At 69.5% G+C, this 21703-nt stretch carries 21 protein-coding genes; 10 read left to right on the top strand and 11 right to left on the bottom strand.

Annotated elements, in window-relative coordinates; all coding sequences use genetic code 11:
- Positions 1-8 precede the first annotated feature (8 nt).
- Together FKO37_RS08835 and FKO37_RS08830 are read left to right on the top strand one after the other, a co-directional pair.
- Entirely contained in the window at positions 9-485 is a 477-nt protein-coding gene (locus tag FKO37_RS08835) for a QsdR family transcriptional regulator (protein ID WP_107050993.1), read from the top strand.
- Positions 486-494: 9 nt separating this feature from the next.
- A complete protein-coding gene (locus FKO37_RS08830) occupies positions 495-1616 on the top strand; it encodes a hypothetical protein (RefSeq protein ID WP_238604202.1) in 1122 nt (373 codons plus the stop codon).
- 1 nt (position 1617) lies between these two features.
- Here the strand turns inward: FKO37_RS08830 and rsmI are convergent, their stop codons facing one another.
- Positions 1618-2457, bottom strand: coding sequence for a 16S rRNA (cytidine(1402)-2'-O)-methyltransferase (rsmI, locus tag FKO37_RS08825; protein WP_043832532.1), 840 nt, complete (start codon positions 2455-2457; stop codon positions 1618-1620).
- Between the two features lie 54 nt (positions 2458-2511).
- On the opposite strand from rsmI, the gene FKO37_RS08820 reads away from it, so the two are divergent.
- Positions 2512-4080 carry a dolichyl-phosphate-mannose--protein mannosyltransferase gene (locus FKO37_RS08820; protein ID WP_238604201.1) on the top strand — a complete coding sequence of 523 codons (1569 nt, stop codon included), beginning with the start codon at positions 2512-2514 and terminating at the stop codon, positions 4078-4080.
- On the opposite strand, the gene FKO37_RS08815 is transcribed toward FKO37_RS08820, so the two are convergent.
- Positions 4031-4810 carry a helix-turn-helix domain-containing protein gene (locus FKO37_RS08815; RefSeq protein ID WP_238604200.1) on the bottom strand — a complete coding sequence of 260 codons (780 nt, stop codon included), beginning with the start codon at positions 4808-4810 and terminating at the stop codon, positions 4031-4033. The genes FKO37_RS08820 and FKO37_RS08815 overlap by 50 nt on opposite strands.
- A 55-nt stretch (positions 4811-4865) precedes the next feature.
- Here FKO37_RS08815 and FKO37_RS08810 point away from each other — a divergent pair, with 55 nt between their 5' ends.
- Positions 4866-5432 carry a class I SAM-dependent methyltransferase gene (locus FKO37_RS08810; protein WP_238604199.1) on the top strand — a complete coding sequence of 189 codons (567 nt, stop codon included), beginning with the start codon at positions 4866-4868 and terminating at the stop codon, positions 5430-5432.
- 41 nt (positions 5433-5473) lie between these two features.
- Here FKO37_RS08810 and FKO37_RS08805 read toward each other — a convergent pair whose 3' ends face one another.
- Positions 5474-7195 carry a serine/threonine-protein kinase gene (locus tag FKO37_RS08805; RefSeq protein ID WP_238604198.1) on the bottom strand — a complete coding sequence of 574 codons (1722 nt, stop codon included), beginning with the start codon at positions 7193-7195 and terminating at the stop codon, positions 5474-5476.
- 218 nt (positions 7196-7413) lie between these two features.
- On the opposite strand from FKO37_RS08805, the gene FKO37_RS08800 reads away from it, so the two are divergent.
- The 3 genes from FKO37_RS08800 (at position 7414) to FKO37_RS08790 (ending at position 12423) form a co-directional block, all read left to right on the top strand.
- The gene (locus FKO37_RS08800) at positions 7414-9288 is read left to right on the top strand and encodes a propionyl-CoA synthetase (protein WP_238604197.1); all 1875 of its coding nucleotides are present in this window, start codon (positions 7414-7416) and stop codon (positions 9286-9288) included.
- 478 nt (positions 9289-9766) lie between these two features.
- Entirely contained in the window at positions 9767-10657 is an 891-nt protein-coding gene (locus FKO37_RS08795; protein WP_238603392.1) for a transposase family protein, read from the top strand.
- A gap of 191 nt (positions 10658-10848) precedes the next feature.
- Positions 10849-12423 carry a beta-N-acetylhexosaminidase gene (locus tag FKO37_RS08790; RefSeq protein ID WP_238604196.1) on the top strand — a complete coding sequence of 525 codons (1575 nt, stop codon included), beginning with the start codon at positions 10849-10851 and terminating at the stop codon, positions 12421-12423.
- On the opposite strand, the gene FKO37_RS08785 is transcribed toward FKO37_RS08790, so the two are convergent.
- The 5 genes from FKO37_RS08785 to adh form a co-directional block, all read right to left on the bottom strand.
- Positions 12400-13089, bottom strand: a complete 690-nt coding sequence (locus tag FKO37_RS08785; protein WP_238604195.1) for an MOSC domain-containing protein — start codon at positions 13087-13089, stop codon at positions 12400-12402. The genes FKO37_RS08790 and FKO37_RS08785 overlap by 24 nt on opposite strands.
- 9 nt (positions 13090-13098) lie before the next feature.
- On the bottom strand, positions 13099-13524 hold the full coding sequence (locus FKO37_RS08780; protein ID WP_238604194.1) for a hypothetical protein: 426 nt from the start codon (positions 13522-13524) through the stop codon (positions 13099-13101).
- A 17-nt stretch (positions 13525-13541) separates the two neighbouring features.
- Positions 13542-13925 (bottom strand): hypothetical protein, encoded by a 384-nt coding sequence (locus tag FKO37_RS08775; protein ID WP_037811176.1) that lies wholly within the window; start codon positions 13923-13925, stop codon positions 13542-13544.
- A 225-nt stretch (positions 13926-14150) separates the two neighbouring features.
- On the bottom strand, positions 14151-14522 hold the full coding sequence (locus FKO37_RS08770) for a DUF779 domain-containing protein (protein WP_037811174.1): 372 nt from the start codon (positions 14520-14522) through the stop codon (positions 14151-14153).
- Complete coding sequence (gene adh, locus FKO37_RS08765) at positions 14522-16045, bottom strand: aldehyde dehydrogenase (RefSeq protein WP_037811172.1); 1524 nt, start codon at positions 16043-16045, stop codon at positions 14522-14524. The genes FKO37_RS08770 and adh overlap by 1 nt, the downstream gene beginning before the upstream one ends.
- A gap of 100 nt (positions 16046-16145) precedes the next feature.
- Here adh and FKO37_RS08760 point away from each other — a divergent pair, with 100 nt between their 5' ends.
- Positions 16146-17624, top strand: a complete 1479-nt coding sequence (locus FKO37_RS08760) for a helix-turn-helix domain-containing protein (protein WP_238604193.1) — start codon at positions 16146-16148, stop codon at positions 17622-17624.
- A gap of 3 nt (positions 17625-17627) precedes the next feature.
- Here the strand turns inward: FKO37_RS08760 and FKO37_RS08755 are convergent, their stop codons facing one another.
- The 3 genes from FKO37_RS08755 to FKO37_RS08745 form a co-directional block, all read right to left on the bottom strand.
- Complete coding sequence (locus FKO37_RS08755) at positions 17628-18539, bottom strand: NAD(P)-dependent oxidoreductase (RefSeq protein WP_037811239.1); 912 nt, start codon at positions 18537-18539, stop codon at positions 17628-17630.
- A gap of 24 nt (positions 18540-18563) precedes the next feature.
- Positions 18564-19433 (bottom strand): YwqG family protein, encoded by an 870-nt coding sequence (locus FKO37_RS08750; protein ID WP_037811171.1) that lies wholly within the window; start codon positions 19431-19433, stop codon positions 18564-18566.
- A gap of 86 nt (positions 19434-19519) precedes the next feature.
- On the bottom strand, positions 19520-20164 hold the full coding sequence (locus FKO37_RS08745; protein ID WP_037811170.1) for a lytic polysaccharide monooxygenase: 645 nt from the start codon (positions 20162-20164) through the stop codon (positions 19520-19522).
- A 158-nt stretch (positions 20165-20322) separates the two neighbouring features.
- Between FKO37_RS08745 and FKO37_RS08740 the strand changes: the two genes are divergently transcribed.
- Both FKO37_RS08740 and FKO37_RS08735 read left to right on the top strand, forming a co-directional pair.
- On the top strand, positions 20323-21108 hold the full coding sequence (locus FKO37_RS08740; protein WP_037811169.1) for an SGNH/GDSL hydrolase family protein: 786 nt from the start codon (positions 20323-20325) through the stop codon (positions 21106-21108).
- Positions 21105-21674, top strand: a complete 570-nt coding sequence (locus FKO37_RS08735) for a TetR/AcrR family transcriptional regulator (protein ID WP_009083495.1) — start codon at positions 21105-21107, stop codon at positions 21672-21674. Before FKO37_RS08740 ends, FKO37_RS08735 begins: the two co-directional genes overlap by 4 nt.
- Positions 21675-21703: the final 29 nt, after the last annotated feature.

The raw sequence follows: 21703 nt of genomic DNA, 5'->3' as shown, positions 1-21703 counted from the left end.
GCGTCGACATGCGCGACCTGGCCGCCGACCTCGGCGTCAGCCGCGCGACCCTGCACCGCTGGGTCGGCAGCCGAGACCACCTGCTGAGCGAAATCCTGTGGGCGGAGACGGCCTCGGTGCTGGATAACGTCAGTTATGCAGGCCGCGGCGGCGACGGCATCGCGGAGGCGATCGGGGCGTTCGTGCGGACGGTCAACGCTTCCTCGCCGTTCCGAGCCTTCCTGCGCCGGGAGCCCGAGCGCGCGCTGCGGTTGCTGACGACCAAGGCGAGCTTGGTGCAGTCGCGGACCATCGAGAAGGTGCAGGCGTTGCTGTCCGACGAGGTCGCGGCCGGGCGGCTGGAGTCTCCGTTGCCGGTAGCGGATCTGGCGTACCTGCTGGTGCGGGTCGGCGAGTCGTTCATCTACACCGACGCGATCACCGGCGAGGAGCCGGACGCGGAGAAGGCCTTAATAGCGGCCAAAATGCTGTTGCGCAGTCGCTAAAGTCCCCTGGTGACCGCTGTCCAGGCCATCGCCCGGATCCCCGCCGCTTCGATCGGCGAGCTGGTATCCCATCCGAAACTGCCGCTCGTCGCCGGGATCGACCAGGAGCGGCCCGCGGTGCATCTCTACTACGCCGAGAAAGTGCTGCGCGAAATCGGCGCGGTGGGGGCGGATTCCGCGGAGTACGGGAAGTTCGGCCGCTGGCCCGTCGTCGCCTGGCATCCGGAACGGCCGGAACTGGTCGTGCCCGGCAGCGGGGAAACGGTGCGCTGGACCCGGAACGGCACCTCCGTGCTGGATGTCGCCGTCTCTCTCGACGTGGCGTTCAGCCCGGACGGCCAGTCGCTGTGGACGTCGCCGACCCCACCCGAGCGCTACGACCGTTCGGACGTCATCGATCTCGACACCGGGGCCGTCACGCCTGCCCCGATGTGGGACGGCGGCATCGCCGCGCATCCGGCGGGAGGGCTGATCGCCACGAAGCAAAGCGACCAGGGCGCGAGCTTTGTGCTCTTCTCCCGTCCAGGCGACCGGCTGCGGTTCCTGGACCGGGCGCTGATTCTGGAGGCCAACTGCTGGGGCCTTCCGGTCTTCAGCTCCGACGGGCGGTACCTGGCGATTCGCGGCAACACCTACGAACACCAGGTCCTGGTATTCGAGTTCCCTTCGCTGCGCCGAATCCTGAAGGCCTCGTTCAAAAGGTATTCCATCTCGTCCCAGCTCACCATCGCCTTCGGTGCACGGCCCGGCGCACTGTGGATCGGGACGCCGTCCGGCACCTTGCTGGAGGTGGACGTCGAGCGCGACCGAACCAAGAAGCACAAACTGCTCCGCTCGGCAGTGACCGCGCTGGCCGCGACGTCGAACGGCGACCTCGTGGTCGCCGGAGACGGCGAACTCGCACTGGTGCCCGTTCCTTCTCCCCGCACCGTCGCGGATCCGGCCACCGTCGCCGAGTTCCTTGCCAGCACCAAGGAAATTCCCGACGACGGCCTGACGGAAGACCACGTCGTGCACACCGACGGTGTCGGCACTTGGCGGCCGGAGGAACTGGCCACGATCACTAAAACCGCGCCGGGCGACCCGCACTGGCTGCGGCTTCTAGCCGAAGGCAACGCCCGGAGAAGCTGACTCACTTCCGAGCCGCGAGCACCGCCGCGTAAAGCTCCTTCGTAGACACCCCAGCCGCACCCGCCACCTCGGCCGCCACGGTCTTCAACCGCTCCCCCGAAGCGACCCGCTCCGCCACCTCCGGCACCAAATCCGACACCGATGCCTGCCGAGGCGTCGCCCCCTCCAGCACCACCGAGATCTCGCCGCGCACCCCGTCCGCTGCCCACTCGGCAAGTTCCGCGAGCGTGCCGCGTTTGACCTCTTCGTACGTCTTCGTCAACTCCCGGCACACCGCAGCCCGCCGCGAACCGCCCAGTGCGGCGGCAGCGTCCGACAGCAGGGAAGCGATCCGGTGCGGCGATTCGAAGAACACGACAGTCCGGCGTTCGCTCGCCAACTCCGCGAACCACTTCGACCGCTCGCCAGGCTTGCGCGGTGCGAAGCCCTCGAAGCAGAACCGGTCGCACGGCAGCCCGGACAACGCGAGCGCCGTCGTCACCGCCGACGGGCCGGGGAGGCAGGTGATAGGCAGGTCCTCCTCGACGCAAGCGGCCACGAGACGGAAGCCCGGATCGGACACGCTCGGCATCCCGGCGTCGGTCACGACCAGCACCGTCTCGCCGCCGTGGAGTGCCTCCAGCAGCTTCGGGAGCCGGGCGGTCTCGACGTCCTCGTAGAAGCTGACCACCCGCCCGGTTGGCGACACGCCGAGCGCGGAAGCGAGCCCGCGCAGGCGCCGGGTGTCCTCGGCCGCGATCACGTCCGCCGAGCCCAGCGCCTCGATCAGCCGGGCGGACGCGTCGCCGGGATCGCCCAGCGGGGTGGCGGCGAGGACGAGCCGTCCGGGCGCAGAAGTCATGGCAGTCAGCCTAACCAGACGCCACCGGTGGATCAGGCCGTACTATCGGGCCCCGTGACCGCGCTGCTGACCCGTGCCGACGACGAGAGCGTGCGGCCGGACCCGGTCGACGCGCGCCGTCCCCCGACCGACCGCGAAGCCACCCTGCTCGGCCGGGCCATGCCCGGCGACCGGCTGCGCGGCTGGATCGTCACGATCGTGCTGACCGTGATCGGCGGCGTCGTCCGGCTGCAGAACCTTGGCCTGCCCACTGACCACGGCAGTCCCGTCTTCGACGAGAAGCACTACGTGCCCCAGGCCGCGCAGATGCTGCGCAACGGCGGGTACGAGGACAACGCCGGGTACGAGCTGATCGTGCACCCGCCGCTGGCCAAGGACTTCATCGCCTTCGGCGAGTGGCTCTTCGGCTACAACGGCTGGGGCTGGCGGCTGATGTCGGCGGTGGCAGGCACGCTGATCGTGCTGCTCACCGTGCGCGTCGCGCGCCGGCTGACCCGCTCGACGCTGCTCGGCGGCATCGCGGGCGTGCTGGTGATCTGCGACGGCGTGCTGCACCTGCAGTCGCGGATGGGGATGCTGGACATCTTCATCGCGTTCTTCGTGCTCGCCGCGTTCGCCTGCGTGCTCTGCGACCGCGACCAAGTGCGGCAACGGCTGGCCGTCGCGGTGCGCGAGGGCTGGATCGGCGAATCGCAGTGGGGGCCGAAGCTCGGCTTCCGGTGGTGGCGGTTCGCGGCCGGGCTGATGATCGGCCTGACCTTCGGCGTCAAATGGTCGGCGCTGTACTACATCGCGGCGTTCGGCCTGCTCACCGTGTTCTTCGACGTCGCGGCCCGGCGCGCGGCGGGCGTGCAGCGGCCGTGGGTCGGGACGATCCGGCGCGACGTCGCGCCCGCGCTGTGGGCGATCCTGGTCGTGCCGGTGCTGATGTACCTGGCGGCGTACTGGGCGTGGTTCGCCAGCGAGACCGCGACCGACCGGCACTACACCGAGATCAAGAACCTCGACCCGGGCATGTTCGGCTGGATCCCGCCCGCGCTGCGCTCGCTCGGCAGCTACACCGCCAACGTGCTGCATTTCCACGAAACCCTGCTGACGCCCAAGGACAATCCGCATCCGTGGGAGTCGAAGCCGTGGACGTGGCCGATGGGCCTGCGGCCGATGCTCTACTACTACGACGGCGACGTCACCGGCTGCGGCGAATCGCGCTGCCTCGGCGCGACGATGCTGATCGGCACGCCCGCGATGTGGTGGCTGGCCGTCCCGATGCTCGGCTGGGGCCTGTGGCGCTGGTTCTTCCGCGCGGACTGGCGCTACGCCGCCGTGCTCACCGGCTACTTCGCCGGCTACCTGCCCTGGTTCACCAACATCGACCGGCAGATGTACTTCTTCTACGCCACGCCGATGGCCCCGTTCCTCGTGCTCGGGCTGGTGCTGGCGCTCGGGCAGATCCTCGGCAGCGCCAAACGCGGATTCGAACGCCGGGGCACCGGTCTGCTCGTCGTGTCGCTCTACGTCGGGCTGGTGGTCGCGAACTTCGCCTGGCTGTGGCCGATCCTCAACGGAATCCCGATCACGAACGCCCATTGGCAGGCGGAAATGTGGCTGCCTTCGTGGCGCTGAAGTAAGCGCCCGGCGGCACCCCCACCGCCCGGCGGAAGGCGGCGACGAACGCGCTGGCCGTCGCGTACCCGACCCGGTGCGCGACGGTCGTCATCGGCGTTCCCTTCGCCAGCAACGGCAAGGCCGCGCGCAGCCGGGCTTGCGTGCGCCAGGTCCCGAACGTCATCCGGCAGTCGCGGACGAACGCGCGGGCCAGCGTCCGCTCGCTCGCGCCGACTTCGCGGCCCAGCTCGGCCAGGCTGCGCGAGTCCGCGGGGTCGGCGAGCACCGCGTCGGCGACGTCCCGCGCTCGCGGATCGGCGGGCGCGGGGACCACGATCGGCGCTACGTCCATCGGCTCTAGCAGATCGAACGCGACGGCTTCGGCACGGCGTCGGGCGGCGTCGCTGATTCCGTCCGCGGACAGGTGCTCCAGCAGCTCCCGCAGCAACGGCCGGACGATGACGATTCGCGGGGACGGCCAGTCGACCGGGCACTGTTCGGGATCGGCGTAGATGCCGCGCAGTTCGACGTTCCCGGCCGCGCCGGTGCGATGCCGGACCCCGGCCGGGATCCAGAGCGCGCGCGTGGACGGCAGCACCCACTGCGCGTCGCCGACCATCACCGCGGCGACCCCGCGCGCGGCCCAGACGAGCTGGTGCGCCGGATGTTCGTGCCAGGGGAACCAGGCTCCGGGCGCGATCGGGAGGTCGCCGAGCAGCATCGCGCCGGTTTGACCGTACTGCGACATGAGGTGGCAGCCTATCGTCTTCCGGTCAGCCAGGCTCGTCCCTAGCGTCGGGGCCATGCCGATGAACCTGATGCACCGCAAGCTCTGCAGCTCGGAAAAATGGGCCGCCGCGGTCGCCGAGGTGCTGCCGGACTGGCTCGCCCGCTTCGAACTGGGCGACGACGTGCTCGAGATCGGACCGGGTTTCGGTGCCACCACGAGGGTGTTGGTCGACGCTCTCCCACGGCTGACCGCGCTGGAAATCGACCCGGCGTCGACCCGGTTGTTGCGGGAGAAATACGGGGACCGGGCGGACATCGTGGAGGGCAGCGGCGCGGAAATGCCGTTCGAGGACGGCCGGTTCTCCGGGGTCGTGTGCTTCACGATGCTGCACCACGTGCCGACCGACGAACTGCAAGACCGGATCTTCGCGGAGGCGTTCCGGGTGCTGCGGCCCGGCGGCACCTATTGCGGCGTGGACAGCCAGCTCAGCTTCGGATTCCGGCTGCTGCACATTGGGGACACGATGAACGTCCTCGACGCGGGCACGCTGCCGGGACGGCTGGCGGCGGCCGGGTTTGAGCGGGTGCGGGTGGGGATCGAGCGCAAGCGGTTGGAGTTTTCCGCGGTGAAGCCGTCGTGAGCGGCTGCGCCGGTTAGAACCGGCTTAGCCGCTCACGAGACTCAGCGGGACGACCGGCGCGGCACGATCTGCGTGACCGGCCCGTCCAGTGCCTTGCCCTGCCGGCTCAGCCAGCCGTCGACCTCGCGCCGCACCGAGTTCAGTGTCGGGCGGCGGCGCGGCTCCGGGTCCAGCGACGCCGCCAGGATCCGGGCGTGCACCGAACGCTGCGGCAGGTGCGTGACCGGATCGGCCCGCGCCGCGGCCATCAGCGCGGCCATCGGCGTCTCGCGGGTACCGCGCGGCGGCTGGCCGGACAGCGCGTAGCTGACCGTGGCGGCGAGCTGCCAGGCGTCCGACGCCGGGCTCGCCGGGGAACCCATCGCCTGTTCCGGCGCGACGAAATCGGGCGTGCCGATCATCATTCCGGTGGCGGTCATCTTGGAGTCGCCCTGGCTGCGGGCGATGCCGAAGTCGATGAGATGCGCGATGCCCGCCGGGTCGAGGATGACGTTGGACGGCTTCACGTCGCGGTGCAGCACGCCCCGCTCGTGCGCGGCGACCAGCGCGCCCGCCATCGTGGACCACAGCCGGCCTGCGGCGACGTCGTCGATCGGCCCCTGTCCGTCGACGACCTCGGCGAGCGGACGGCCCTGCAGGTACTCCATGACGAGCGCGAGCCCGTCCGGCTCCTCGACCAGGTCGTACACGCGGACGCAGTTGGGGTGGTTCACCACGGCCAGCGCCCGCGCCTCGCGCTGCATGCGCTCCTCGGTGTCGCGGTCGGGCGCGTGCGCGATCTTGAGCGCGACAGTGCGGTTGAGCTGCGTGTCGACGGCTTCCCAGACCGTGCCGAACCCGCCGTGCCCGAGCTGGCGGACGCGCCGGTACCGGCTGCTGCCCGCGTTGCGCGAACCGGGCGGCGGCGGGATCGCGCCGGGCGCGGCGGCCAGCATCCCGGCGGGCGGCGGCTCCGGAGCGGACGCCAGCGCGGTGGCCGGGTACTGCTTGTTCTGCGGCGGCGGGGGCGGCGGCAGCTGATCCCGGCGCGGCGGAGGCGGCGCGGCGGGCGGTTCGTCGCGGCGCGGCTCCGGCCGGTTGATCACCGACCACGGCGGCGGGCCGACCAGCGCGACCGGGATCAGTCCCAGGATGCTGAACGGCAGGAACCCGAGCCAGAAGTGCACGGCGGTGTTGGCCGACATGCCCGAGCTCGCGACCGCCATGACCACGAAGGGAATCCAGAAGAACCGCGACGGCCACTTCGGCCCGCGGCGGAACGCGGTGCGCGCCTGCAGCATCACGAACAGCAGCGAGCCGACCGGCAGCACGGTGAAGGCGAGCAGGTACAGCGCGTACGACAGCTTGAGGCCGCGCGGGTAGAAGAGCGTCTCGAAGACGTTCGGTCCGCCGCCCAGGTAGGTCTTCTGCACGCCGATGAACGAGCAGTAGTTCGTGCTCAGCTTGGCGGTTTCGGAAGCGGACAGCCCGCTTACGCCGCCCGCGTTGGCCGCGCGGAAGGTCTCCGAGATGCCCGAGGCCATCAGCCACGGCAGCACCAGCACGCTGACCACGCCGATGAGCCCGAACACGGTGAGCGTCGTCGCGTCGTACCGGTTGCCGGTCCCCTTGCGGACGATCGCCACGATCAGCGCCCCGGCCGCCGGGAAGAGCGCGACGAGCGCACCCGCTGTGGTCGTCGCCCACACCCAGTCGCCGGGGCAGAACCCCGGGCCGAACAAGGTGTGCGCGAGCGAGAGCAGCGCGCTCGCGATTCCGCTCACCGGCTGGTTCCCCTCACTGTCAGTGTCGTCTTGGTGCCGCTGCGCGGCTGTTCCCCACGGTCCAGCTTAGGACGCACACGGCCTTCGCGGGGTTGCCGGGTCGCGCCGGGGATCGTGATCCACTGCATCGTTCTCGCCTGACCTCGCTGACCTGCGTTCCGCCGGGGGAAAGGCCATCATGAGGGCAGATTCGGCCGTCGGAAGTCAAAGGAGACCTCGTGGGCGCGTACACCGAGACGTATCGACGCAGTCTGGACGACCCCGAGCGGTTCTGGCTCGAAGCGGCCCGGGCGATCGACTGGACGCAGCGGCCCACCCGCGCGCTCGACTCGTCCGCCGCGCCGTTCTACCGCTGGTATCCCGACGGGGAGCTGAACACCTCCTACAACGCGCTCGACCGGCACGCGGACGGCGGCCGCGGCGCGCAGGACGCGCTGATCTGGGATTCGCCGGTCACCGGCCGCAAACGCCGCTACACCTACGCCGAGTTGCGGGACGAGGTCGCGGCCTTCGCCGGCGCGCTCGCGTCGCTCGGGGTGACCCGCGGCGACCGCGTGATCCTTTACCTGCCGATGATCCCGCAGGCCGTCATCGCGATGCTCGCCTGCGCGCGGATCGGCGCGGTGCACTCCGTGGTGTTCGGCGGGTTCGCGCCGAAGGAACTGGCCGCGCGGATCGAGGACGCCAAGCCGAAGCTGATCCTCGCCGCGTCGTGCGGGATCGAGCCGACGCGGGTCGTCGAGTACAAGCCGATCATCGACGCCGCTCTCGAGACCACCGAGCACCAGCCGGAGCACGTCGTGGTGTTCCAGCGCGAGCAGGCGCGCGCGGAACTGTCCGGCGCCGACCTCGACTGGACCGAACTCGTCGCCGACGCCGACCCGGTCGACCCGGTTCCGGTGAAGGCGACCGACCCGCTGTACATCCTCTACACGTCCGGCACCACCGGGCGGCCGAAGGGCGTGGTCCGCGACGCGGGCGGGCACGCGGTCGCGCTGGCGTGGTCGATGGGCGCGCTGTACGACGTCCACGCCGGGGACGTCTGGTGGACGGCTTCCGACGTCGGCTGGGTCGTCGGGCATTCGTACATCGTCTACGCGCCGCTGCTGGTCGGCGCGACAACCGTGCTGTACGAAGGAAAGCCCGTCGGGACCCCGGACGCGGGCGCGTTCTGGCGGGTCATCTCCGAGCACGGCGTGCAGGCGCTGTTCACCGCGCCGACGGCGTTGCGCGCGGTCAAGAAGGTGGACCCGGACGCGGAAGAGCTCAAGAAGTACGACCTGTCGCGGTTCCGCACCCTGTTCATGGCGGGCGAGCGGCTCGACCCGGAGACCTACCACTGGGCGCACGACATCCTCGGCACGCCGGTCGTCGACCACTGGTGGCAGACCGAAACCGGCTGGCCGATCGCGGCGAACCCGCGCGGGCTCGAACCGATGCCGGTCAAACCCGGGTCGGCGACGAAACCGGTGCCCGGCTGGGACGTGCGCATCCTCGACCAGGCGGGCGAAGAACTCCCGGCGGGCCGCGAGGGCGCGATCACGCTCAAACTGCCGCTGCCGCCGGGTTCGCTGCCGACGTTGTGGGGCGACGACGAGCGCTACCGCGAGGCGTACCTGTCGCGCTACCCCGGCTACTACCTGACCGGCGATTCGGGATACCTCGACGAGGACGGCTACCTGTTCGTCATGGGCCGCACCGACGACGTGATCAACGTGGCCGGGCACCGCCTGTCGACCGGCTCGATGGAAGCCGTGCTGGCCTCGCACCCGGCGGTCGCGGAGTGCGCGGTCATCGGGGTCGCGGACCAGTTGAAGGGACAGGTGCCGCGTGGTTTCGTCGTGCTGAAGTCCGGGGCGGAGGTGCCTGAGGAGCAGTTGCGGGACGAGCTGGTGGCGCTGGTTCGCCGCGACATCGGGCCGGTGGCGGCGTTCCGGGACGTCTCCGTGGTCAGCGCGTTGCCGAAGACACGCTCGGGGAAGATCCTGCGCAAGACGATGCGCGGGATCGCCGACGGACGCGACGAGGTGATTCCGTCGACTATCGAGGACCCGTCGGTGCTCGACGCGTTGCGGGCGATTCTGCGGCCCTGAGGACCGACACGGGGAGGTTTTCTCGGTAGCGCGGTGTGTGTGGCGGGTTCGCGGTGGCGGTGTTTGCCGGGCGCTGCGGGCACCGGCCGCCGAGCCGCGCCGGACGGTTTCACTCCCGCTGAGTCCGTGAAGGGCTCCTTGAGGGAATCTGATTCCCGCAAGGAGCCCTTCACGGACTTCGCCAGCGCGTGCCAGCCCCACGAGTGCGGTGCGTGAAGCTGTCCCTAGCCGATGGGCGGGACCCGCCGCACACCACAGCTGCTGAAAACCCCCAATGCGGCATTGGGTGCATGCGACGCACCCAATGCGGCGTTCGGTGCGTCCAGCGCACCCAATGCGGCATTGGGGTTGTTTCATCGTGGTTGTGGCTGGTGGGGGCGGTGGTTGCGGGTTGGTTGGGTTGTGGGGCAAGGGGAAGTGCTGTCGAGGCCCGGCGTGGCGGCGTGGGCATGGGTGAAGCCCTCGGCAGGATCGAGATGTGAGTCAACCATCCGCCGAGGGCTTCGACCCTCTTTCCTACCAGGTCGTTCTTCCTCTTTCGCGGCAGACCCTGCAGCTGGTCGCCGAGTTGATCCGCGGGCGCCGGCGGCGGTTGCGGTCCCGCTGGCGCAAAGCCGGCCCGGCCGGGCAGGCTTTGGTGGTGCTGGCGGTGTTGCGCCACGATCCGCGGCTGGCGCACATCGCCGGCGGTCACGGCGTCTCGGCCTCCACGGTGCGCCGGTGGGTGCTGGAAACCGTCGGCCTGCTCGCCGCCCGCGCCGCCCGGCTGGACCGGGTCCTGGACCGGCTGGCCGCCCGCGGCGCGGCGGTGGCGCTGGTGGACGGGACGCTGATCCGGACCCGCCGCCGGGCCGGGCGCGCCAACCGGGCCCATTACAGCGGCAAGCACAAACAGCACGGGCTGGTCGTGCTCGGGCTGACCGACGAGGCGGGCCGGCTGCTGTGGATCTCCGCGGTCCTGCCGGGCCGCACCGCCGACATCACCGCCGCCCGCCGGCTGCGGATCCGCGAACGGCTCCACGCCCGCGGCTTGTCCCCGGCCGGGGACAAGGGCTTCCACGGCTGGCACAAAGACGTCCGCACCGCCCGCGACTGCCCGCACTGCGGCGGGCCCTGCGAGCAGATCGTGCTCACCCCGTTCAAAGCCGAAACCAACCGGCCGCTGACGAAAGGCCAGAAACAGGCGAACGCGGCGTTCGCCGCGATGCGCTGCGCGGTCGAGGGCGGCTTCGCCGCCCTCAAAAACTGGCGCATCCTCGACAAACTCCGCATGGCACCACGCCACGCCACCACACTGCTGCGCGCCCTGCTCGTCCTCACCCAGCACGAACAACACGCCCGCGACACCGCCCAGCCCACCCCGGCCTGACAACTACCACACCCCGCCAACCCGCCATGACCAGCACAAACCAGGATGAAAAAACCCCATTGGGGCGCCGCGAGCATCCCGGCGAACGGGACATCAAGTGCCAGCCGACCCTTTCGGGCGTTGTCAGTCCGCCCGGAGTGGTCTATACCTCTTGGAGTCCGCCTTCTCCGCGACGCGACCGGAGGTATGCCGTGAGGAAGACCCTGTCCAGGGCCGTGCTTGGGGTGACCGTGCTCGGGCTCGCCGCGGTGGGAGTGCCCGGGCCGGCCGCGGCGAGTCCCGCGCCCAGTGAACGGCAGGTCACCGACCTCGTACCGGTCCCGGTGCATGCCGTGGCGAAGGCGGACGCCACCTTCCGGCTCACGCCGCTGACGGTGATCCGCGCCGGGCACGGCACCGGCGACGTCGCCGGGTACCTGCGCGGCCTGCTGCGGCCCGCGACCGGGTTTCCGCTGCCGGTCGTCCCGGTGAGCCCGGGGCTGTCCGCGATCTCGCTCGACCTCGGCCACGCCGACCCGCGCGTCGGCGACGAGGGGTATCAGCTCGACGTCTCGAAGAACGGCGTCCGGCTGCGCGCCAACACCTCCGCCGGGCTGTTCACCGGCGTCCAGTCGCTGCGGCAGCTGCTGCCGTCGGCGATCGAGGCGAAGACCGTGCAGCACCGCACGTGGACGATCGCCGGCGGCAGCGTCCTCGACTACCCGCGCTTCGCCCACCGCGGCGCGATGCTCGATGTCGCGCGGCATTTCTTCACGCCGGCGCAGGTGAAGAAGTACATCGACCAGATCGTCCAGTACAAGATCAACACGCTGCACCTGCACCTCAGCGACGACCAGGGCTGGCGCATCGAGATCAAGAGCTGGCCGCGCCTGGCGACCGAAGGCGGCAAGACCGCGGCCTACGGCGACCCGGGCGGTTACTACACGCAGGAGCAGTACCGCGACATCGTCGCCTACGCCGCGAGCCGGCACGTGACGGTCGTGCCGGAGATCGACATGCCCGGGCACACCAACGCAGCCCAGTCGGTCTACGCGGAGCTGAACTGCGACGGCGTCGCGGTCCCGCCGCGCACCGACATCGAGGTCGGGTACAGCTCGCTGTGCATCAATTCGCCCACCACGTACCGATTCGTGGAGGACGTGATCCGCGAACTCGCCGCGATCACGCCCGGAAAGTACATCGGCATCGGCGGCGACGAAGCACATTCGACGCCCGCCGCGGACTACAAAACCTTCTACGAGAAGGTAAGCCCGATGGTCGCCAAGTACGGCAAGCTGATCACCGGCTGGCACGAAATCGCGAAGACTCCGTTGCCGACGTCCGCCGTGCCGCAGTACTGGGACCAAGGCGGCCCGAACGAGGACGTGGCCGCTGCCGCGGCGCGCGGGAACAAGTTCGTCATGTCGCCCGCCAACCACGCGTATCTCGACATGAAGTACACGGAATCGACGAAACTGGGCCAGGATTGGGCCGGTCTGGTCGAAGTCCGCGACGCCTACGAATGGGACCCGGCGACGCTCGTTCCGGGGGTCGAGGAGAAGTCCGTGGCCGGGGTCGAAGCTCCACTGTGGACGGAAACCATCCGGACCAACGACGACATCGAGTACATGGCCTTCCCGCGCCTGCCCGGCGTCGCGGAAATCGGCTGGTCGCCGCGAGCGTCCCGGACCTGGGACGGCTACCGGGACCGCATCGCCAAGCAGGCGCCGCGCTGGGAGGCGCAGGGAATCGACTTCTACCGCTCACCCCAGGTCGACTGGAAGTAACCCCTTCGCCCGGTCCACTTTGGACTTAATGCCTTTGCGATAGCTTTCGGGCAGCGCGGTCGACGTCAGCACGCGCTCGGCCAGCTCCAGCATCGGCGCCGGGTCGGGCAACTGCGCGTAATTCGCCGAAGTGACCAGGAAGGTCTCCGCGACGGTCGGTCCCTCGGCCCGCTCCACGACCTCGAGCGGACCGGCCGTCGGGACCGTGCCCGGCCGCAGCACGCGCAGGTACCAGCCGCAGCGATTCGTGCTGATCATCGCGGGAACGACGTCCTTGCGGCCGGTCCGCATCGCGAGCTTGAAACACGGATGCCGCGGCTGGGCGATCTGTACGAGCGCGTCGCCCCAGGCCCAGACGTCGCCGATCCGCGCGTCGGTCTCGAGCGCGCCTTCGACGGACAGGTTCTCGCCGAAGTCACCGTGCGCCACGGAGTACCCCTCGGAGGTCCACACCGGGTAGTGCTCGATCGGGTAGACGTAGACGGCTTTGTCGGGCCCGCCGTGCACCGAAAGGTCGGCCTGACGGTCCCCGGAGAGGTTGAGTTCGGACAGTGCCAGCTCTTGAGTGGCGACCCGGGTTTTCCGGATGGCGCTCAGAACGGGCTGGTCCCGCTGGTGGCCGAGGACGGTCGGCGCGCCTGCGTAGACGTCTTTCAGCGACAGCATGGGATGAACCTAGCAAGGGGCCCCGACTATTTCGACGGATCTGGGAAGCCAGAGGTCAGCCTTCGCCTTGGGGTCGCACGTCCAGCCGAACTGCCGCATCTCGTCCGCGTCGAACGGAGGCCGCGGCTCGGGGTCGCTGACCGGCCACTTGCGGGTCGGGTTCGCCGGATCGTCGCCGTACTGCTTCAGGAACTTGTCCACGCAGGACTTCGACGCGACGAAGGCGAAGGCGAGCCGTTCGGTGAGCCTGGGCTGGACGTCGAAATGGAACTCCTTGACCGGACAGGACGGCAGCGTCATCTGGAACCTGGCGGAGGCCTCTTCCCAGCTGACGCCGTCCTCACTGCCCGGATACGCCCGCGGGTCCGGCTGGCCACCGCATCCGGCGACTACCGCGACGGAAAAGAGAATCGCGGCTATCGATTTCTTTGTCATTTTCCCTGCGGCGATTACTAGTTCGGGTAACCGGTCGTCAGACTATAGGCGTACACCGTCTCCTCGGCACCCTGTTTGACGAACACCCAGAACGACGAGCCATTCGGTGTCCGGAAACCGTGGTACAGAGCGGAGCGCTGCTTCAAGTCATAGGTCCAGCCGTATCGCTCCGACTTGTCCGCTCCGAACGGCGGAAAGTTGTCGTCCCGAGGCCATTTCAGCCCCGGGTGAGCAGGGTCCGCACCGTACTTCGTCAAAAAGCCGTCCACGCAGGACTTCGATGCCACGAAAGTGAACACCAGATGGTCCCGAAGCCGGGGCTGCACGTCGAACCGGAAAGCCTTGGTCGGACACGACGGCAACGCGATCGCGTACCGCGCAGCAGCCTCTTCCCAGCTCACTCCGTCCTCGCTGCCGGGATACGCCCGAGGATCCGGCGGCCCGCTACACCCGGCCGCCACCAGGGCGAGAAGAACGACAACAGCACACTTCTTCTCGCAGAAATCAGTCAACCCCCGAACCACAAGGAAGCTTAATGGTGCGCTCAACCAGCCGTCAACAAACAAACGGCGGCACCCGGTGAGCGGGAAACACTCACCGGGTGCCGCCGTAGCGGACCTGTCCGGTTATCCGTTCAGCTCAGCCGACTCCTCGTCGCTGAGCAACCGGGACCGGATCAGGAACCGCACCCCCTCCGGAGCCTCCAAAGAGAACCCGCTCCCCCGTCCCGGCACCACGTCGATCGTCAGGTGCGTATGCCGCCAGTACTCGAATTGCGGACCGGACATCCATACCGGCACCGCGTCGATGCCCTCCACCGTCAGGTCGCCCAGATGGACGTCGCGAGCTCCGACCCGGAATTCGCCGGCCGGGTAGCACATCGGGGCGCTGCCGTCGCAGCATCCGCCGGACTGGTGGAACATCACCGGTCCGTGGACTGGCACCAGCCGCCGCAGGAGGTCGGCGGCGGCTGGGGTCAGGTCCACCCGCTGCGGCATCAGAAGAAGCCCAGCGCCTGGTCGGAGTAGGAGACCAGCATGTTCTTCGTCTGCTGGTAGTGGTCCAGCATCATCTTGTGGTTCTCGCGGCCGATGCCGGACGCCTTGTAGCCGCCGAAGGCCGCGTGTGCCGGGTAGGCGTGGTAGTTGTTCACCCACACGCGGCCGGCCTGGATGTCGCGGCCCGCGCGGTAGGCGGTGTTGCCGTCGCGGGACCAGACGCCAGCGCCGAGGCCGTACAGGGTGTCGTTGGCGATCTTCAGCGCGTCGTCGTAGTCGTCGAACTTCGCCACGGACACCACCGGGCCGAAGATCTCCTCCTGGAAGATGCGCATCTTGTTGTCGCCCTCGAACACCGTCGGCTGGACGTAGTAGCCGCCGGACAGGTCGCCGCCGAGGTCGGACTGCGCGCCGCCGGTCAGGACCTTCGCGCCCTCCTGCTTGCCGATGTCGATGTAGGACAGGATTTTCTCGAGCTGGTCGTTCGAGGCCTGCGCGCCGATCATCGTCTCGGTGTCGAGCGGGTTGCCCTGCTTGATCTTCTTCACGCGCTCGACCGCGTCGCCGAGGAACCGGTCGTAGATGCCGGACTGGATCAGCGCGCGCGACGGGCAGGTGCAGACCTCGCCCTGGTTCAGTGCGAAGAGCGCGAAGCCCTCCTGCGCCTTGTCGTAGAACGCGTCGTTGGCCGCGGCGACGTCGTCGAAGAAGATGTTCGGGCTCTTGCCGCCCAGCTCGACCGTCACCGGGATGATGTTTTCGCTGGCGTACTGCAGGATCAGCCGCCCGGTGGTGGTCTCGCCGGTGAACGCGACCTTGCGCACGCGGTTGCTCGACGCGAGCGGTTTGCCCGCCTCGACGCCGAAGCCGTTGACGATGTTCAGCACGCCCGGCGGGATCAGGTCGCCGATGATCGACAGCAGCAGGTGGATCGACGCCGGGGTCTGCTCGGCGGGCTTCAGCACGATCGCGTTGCCCGCGGCCAGCGCCGGGGCGAGCTTCCAGACCGCCATCAGCAGCGGGAAGTTCCACGGGATGATCTGCGCGACGACGCCCAGCGGCTCGTGGAAGTGGTAGGCGACGGTGTTGTCGTCGATCTGCGAGATGCCGCCCTCCTGGGCGCGCAGCGCGCCGGCGAAGTAGCGGAAGTGGTCGATCGCGAGCGGGATGTCCGCGGCGAGGGTCTCGCGGACCGGCTTGCCGTTCTCCCAGGACTCGGCGACCGCGATCTTCTCGAGGTTCTGCTCCATCCGGTCGGCGATCTTGAGCAGGATGTTCGCGCGCTCCTCGGGCGAGGTGCGGCCCCACGCGGGCGCGGCGCCCTCGGCCGCGTCGAGCGCCCGGTCGATGTCGGCCGCCGTCCCGCGGGCGATCTCGGTGAAGGTCTTCCCGGTCACCGGGGTCGGGTTCTCGAAGTACTGCCCGCCGGCCGGCGCGACGTATTCGCCGCCGATGTAGTGGTCGTAGCGGGTCTCGTAGTCGACGACGGAGCCGTCGGTGTTCGGTGCGGCGTATACGGCCATCTTGCCCTGCCTCGTTGCTGGTCGGTGACGGTCGGCGGCGACCGTAGGCCGGGCAACGTTGCGCCGACGTTGCAGCCTTGTGACCAGGGTCTCTACTCTCGTGGACGTGGCAGAGGCGCCCGAACCCGACCTGTTGCGCGATCCGGAGTCGTACGCGCGGCTGCTCCGGCATGTCCGCGAGGCGGTGCTGTCCGGGTCCACCTCGCCGCGTTCGCCGCGCTCGGTGGTGTCGGCGTCGTGGGAACGCTCGCTGGCCGCGCGCGTCGACCCGGACGCCGGCGAGGCCCCGCTGATCTGCGAGGCGGACGAGCTCTCCGACCTGCGCGCGGAGCATCCGCTGGCCCCGGTGCTGCCGCTGTTGCGCGAGATGCTGGTGAGCATCGCCGACGACGCCGAGCACATGATGATCGTGACCGACGCGAACGGGCTCATCCTGTGGCGGGAGGGCGCGACCGGCGTGCTGCTGCGCGCGGACCAGGTCGCGCTCACCGAGGGCACGCGGTGGAGCGAAGAGGCGATCGGCACGAACGCGATGGGCACCACGCTCGCGACCGGGCAGCCGGTGCAGATCTACTCCGCCGAACACCTCGTCCGCCGCTATCACACGTGGACCTGCGCGGCGGCCCCCGTACGCGATCCGGACACCGGCGCGTTGCTCGGTTCGATCGACGTCAGCGGACCTCTGCGCACGGTGCATCCGGCGATGTTGTCGCTGGTCACGGCCACCGCGCAGCTCGCCGAGGGGCGGTTGCGAGCGCAGCTGGCGGTCCGCGACGAGAAGGTGCGGCGGGCGAACATGCCGCACCTGGCGTCGTTGCGCGGACGCCCCGGCGCGCTCCTTTCAGCGGGCGGACGGGTGCTGGCCGCCGAAGCGTGCACCCTTCCGTCCACTGTGGAGGTACGGAAAGGCGGCGGCACCGTGACGCTCCCGGACGGCCGGATCGCCACCGTCGACCCGCTCGACGACGGCTACCTCCTGCGGATCGCCACGTCCGGCTCCGCGACCCGGCGGAAGTTGTCGCTCGAGTACCTCACCGATGGCCCTGGATCGACCACTGTGGACGGTCGGGACATCCCGTTCACCCTGCGGCACGCCGAATTGCTGACTCTGCTTGCGCTTCAGCCGCGCGGTTTGTCGGCGGAGAAGCTGGCGCTGCAGCTGTACGGCGAGACCGGCAATCCGGTGACCGTGCGCGCCGAGATCCACCGGTTGCGCACCCAGCTCGGCACCGGGGTGTTGCAGACGCGCCCGTACCGCCTCGCGGCCACGGTGGACGCGGATTTCCTGCGCGCCAAAGCAGCTCTGCGCGCCGGGGACGCCGCGGCGGCGGTCCGGTCGTTCCAGGGCCCGCTGCTCGCGGAGTCGGAATCGCCCGCGATCCTGGAGGAACGCGAGTCGATCAGCGCGCAGGTCCGGCAGCTCGCGTTGAACAGCCGGGACGCGGACACGTTGTGGGCGTTCTGGGAAACCTCCTGTGGTGTCGATGATCTGGCGATCCTGGACGCGCTGGCCTCGGTGCTCGAACCGTCGGATCCGCGGTTGGCGGCGGTGCGGACGCATCGGGCCCGGCTGGGTTGATTCTTACCGTGCCACAGCAGTCTCCCTGATCGCCTCGTCCACCGGAGCCGGGTAATTCAGCTCCAAATACAACTCCCGCAGCAACAAGCCGTCCATGTGCTGCACCGTCAGCCCCGGCTGTTTTCCGCTCAGCCCGTTGAGAAATCCGCCGAGCTTGAACGCACCGCGCACCGGCCAGGAGGGCATGGGCCGGACCCGGCGCGGTCGTCCCGCTGCTGCCGCCAGCCGGGCGAACATGTCCGCCCACTGGAGATTTTCCTCTGCTACCGGGACATCCGCGCCGGATGCTTGCTCCAGCGCGTCCACCGTCGCGACGCCAACGCCGCGCGCACTCGTCGCCGCGGTCCCGCCGGGAGGCGCGAAGAGCGGCGAGTTGGAACGGACCCACTTGACGATCGGCACCGACCACTGCGGCACCCGGTCCTCCGCAACGCCGAAGACAAACGGCACCTCGATCACCGCCACCGGCAACCCCGGCCCAGCCGTTTCGCGCGCGACGCGGGCCTGCTCCAGCCGACTACGCACGTACGGATGCTTCGCGGCCAACCCCCACTCAGGGTGTACGCGGTCGAAGTACGTGTAGTACGACCCGAGCACCGCCGCGCGCGTACAGCCTGCTTCGCGCGCCGCGCGCAACAACGCGGCGACAGGCGCGACGTTGCCCGCGCGCAGCCGAGGCTCGACCGGTCCGCGGCCGACCGCACGGTCGTCCATGCCACCGCCGAAGACGACACCGTCGTGTCCGTCGAGCGCTTCGCGCAACTCCGCGTGCGAAGCCTTCGAGACGTCGAGCGTCCGGTCGATGCCTGCACGCGCCGTCCGCGCGACGGCGGTCGTTTCGTGCCCGCGGTTCCGCAGTTCGTCGAGCACATGCTGGCCCAGCAGTCCGCTGCCGCCCACCACCAAGATCTTCATGGTCCGTTCCATTCGGGCTTGTCGTCAGCCGCACTGCATCAAGCAGCGGGCAGCGTCGAACCGGCCTGCCTTCAAATCGTCCGGCCGGATGAGCCAGTACAACATTCCGACGTCGCCCCACATCATGTCGGTTTCCTCGGCGCTGTCGAACTGGGCGAGCAGCACCCAGCGGGCCGCTTCCTCCTTGTGCCGCGGATCTTCCCACCCGCCCTCGAGCACTTCCGCCGCGATCTCGTTCTCCACGGCACCCTGGACTGGTGCGGCAAGGCCGCCGACCTGATGCCGCCGCGTGCCCTGGGCGACTTCCCACGTCATCTCCCCGAACACATCGGTGCCTGACCGCCCAGGACCGAGGACCGTCTTGACCGCTTCGGCCAGAGACTCTCCGCTCGCGATCGTGGTGTGGTCCAGCAGGAAGTGCTCTCGTTCCGGCGCGGTGGCCACGATTTCCGCGAAAACGTCCCGGCGCGGGTACGGATCGAGGCCGGACGGGGGCGTCCGTTCGGCGACGGGAGTGCCTGCGGGCACGAAGAGCACTCGGTACCCGTCGGCATCGCGGGGCAGATCGTGCTGGTAGCGATCGGGGGTGTAGCGGCCGTCGAAGCAGAAGAACAACAGCGTTCCGGCCTCCGGCAGCGGGATGGTCACGAACTCGCGCGGCAGCGTCGCGCAGTCCACCGCGGCGACGAACGTCAGCGGCCCATGGTCCGCCCAGGCAGGCCATTCCACCGCTTCCGGCAACGCCGGGTTTCCGCCGAGCTGCCCCACCCGTGGACCGGTGCCGCGGGACACCAGCCGGATTCCGGGTTGAAACAGCTCGATCCATTTCGCCGCCACCTCAGCGGGCAGCCGATCCTGAGCGAGAGCGCTGAGTCGATCTTTCCATGCCGTCACTCCGTCATGATGGCGCGGCACACCGACAAAAACGCTCGAGCAGCTTGCCCGGCAGAGGTCTTCGCTGCCCCTGCCGGGCCCCGCGATCAGCGGAAGATCACGTCCGAGCAGGAGTAGAAGGCCTCGCCGGAATCGGGCCAATGGCGTTGCCAGATCGAGTAAATCAAGTGCCGGCCGGTGCGCCCGCCGGGGATGTTCGCCTGGAGCTGGTAGGCGTTGCCCGCGATCGGCGGGTTGTCCTGCTTGTAGAACGGGGTGTCTTCGAGGTCGGACCACTTGAGCGGTTTCGTCGGGTCATAGCCCGGCTTGGTGACGTACAGCTCGAAGGTGCCCTCGTGCGCGGCGGTCAGCTGGTACTGGAAGGTGTACGGGCCGCTGCTCGGCAGCGTGGTCGCCGGCCAGTCGTCGCGGGCGAGGTCGAGCCCCTTGTACTTGTCCCGGCCGGCACTGCACAGCTTGCCGTCCGGAATGATCTCGCGGCTGCGGCCGCTGGCGTCGCCGATGTTGACCTCGTCCCAGTCGTAGATCGGCCAGCTGTCGCCGACCGCGATGGCGGCCTTGCACGCGGCGGACTGCGGATTCTCCGGACCCTCCTGGAAACACTGCATGATCCGGCTGATCGGGTTGCCCATCGAACCGTGCGCGAGTGCGGGAACGGCGGTGAACACCGAAACCGTCCCGAGCACGGCGGTCAGTATCCCGACTTTGACGGCGGAGCGGGAAAACTTCATCGCGGGTTCCTCTCATGAGAGGTCTAGACCAAACCCACGGTAAGGGCGCGGCAGCGGCGCGCTGTAGACCCGAAAGTCGGGCGCCCCCGAGGTAGACACCGTCTACCTACTTTGATAGACAGTGTCTACAAGATGAACCAGGGGTTACGGAGAGCGGAATGGGTTTCCACACGTTCGTCGCCGTCGGCGACAGCTGCGCGGAGGGGCTGGACGATCCCTACCCGGATCACAGCCGGTACCGCGGCTGGGCGGATTACGTCGCCGGGCGGCTCGCGCGCGACGAAACCGCGTTTCGCTACGCCAATCTCGCCGTTCGCGGGCGGCGGCTGGACCAGATCGCCGCGGAGCAGTTGCCCGCGGCCGAGCGGCACGAACCGGATCTGATCGCGTTGTTCGGCGGCGGCAATGACGTGATGAGCCGCGGCTGGGACGCTCGCACGGTCGCTCGGCGCGTCGACGCCGCGATCCGGCAGTGCACCCAGATCGCGCCCACCGTCGTCACCTTCACCTTGAGCGACATCGCGCATCGCATGCCGCTCGGCGGGCGGATGCGACAGCGGGTCACCGCGCTCAACGACGCCATCCGCGAGGCTTCGGTCAGCTACGGCGCGAAGCTCGTCGACCTGTGGCCGGACCAGGCCGCGCACGATTCGCGCTACTTCGGGCCGGACCGGCTGCACCTGTCGCAGGCCGGGCATCTGCGCGTCGCCGGGCACGTGCTCGACCGGCTCGGCGTCACGCACGACGGCAGCTGGCTGCGGCCGCTTCCTGGCGCTCCGGCCCAGGGCAGCGCGATCGCCGACCTGCGCTGGCTGTGGCAGGAGGTGCTGCCGGTCGGGATCACGCGGCTGCGCAACCGGCTCACCGGCCGGTCCCCTGGCGACGGCTTCGTGCCGAAGCGTCCGGAGCTGCTGCCGGTGGCCTTCTCCGAAGCTCAGGTATGAGCGCGCGACAGCGGTTGATCCGCACCGCAGCGGATCTCCTCGTCGGCTCCGGCGTCGAGGCCGTGACGTTGCGCGGTATCGCGAAGGCGGCAGGCGTGTCGCACGGTGCGCCGCTTCGCCACTTCTCGGGACGCGCGGAGTTGCTGTCCGCGGTAGCGACGCTTGGCTTCACACAGCTGCTCCATCGCGGCGCACAGTTGCCCGACGGCACCCCGCGCGAACGCGTCACGGCCGCCTGTCACGCGTACGTCGACTTCGCGGTGGCGAACCCCGCCATGTTCGAGCTGATGTTCCGTCGCGACCTCATCGACCCGGAGGAGCCAGGGCTGGTCGCGGCCAGCAGCGCCGTCTTCGACACCTTCGCCGAACTAGTGCGGCTCGACCGCGCCGAAGCGGACGACGATCGACTGCGTCCGGGTACGGATCCTCGGCTGGTCGCGGCGTCGCTGTGGGCAGCGCTGCACGGTCTCGCACAACTGTGGTTGTGGGGCGGGTTGGCCGGAGCCAGCTTCGCGCCTTCGCCGGAATCGGCGTTGGCGGTGACGCTCGACGCGTATCTGGGGTGAAGCTCAGCGGAGAGCCCGGAATCCTCCCC

This window comes from Amycolatopsis sp. Poz14 (genome assembly GCF_006704225.1).
Lineage (GTDB): Bacteria > Actinomycetota > Actinomycetes > Mycobacteriales > Pseudonocardiaceae > Amycolatopsis > Amycolatopsis nivea.
The sequence above is the reverse complement of the archived record's forward strand: the minus strand, read 5'-3'. Positions and strand labels throughout refer to the sequence as shown.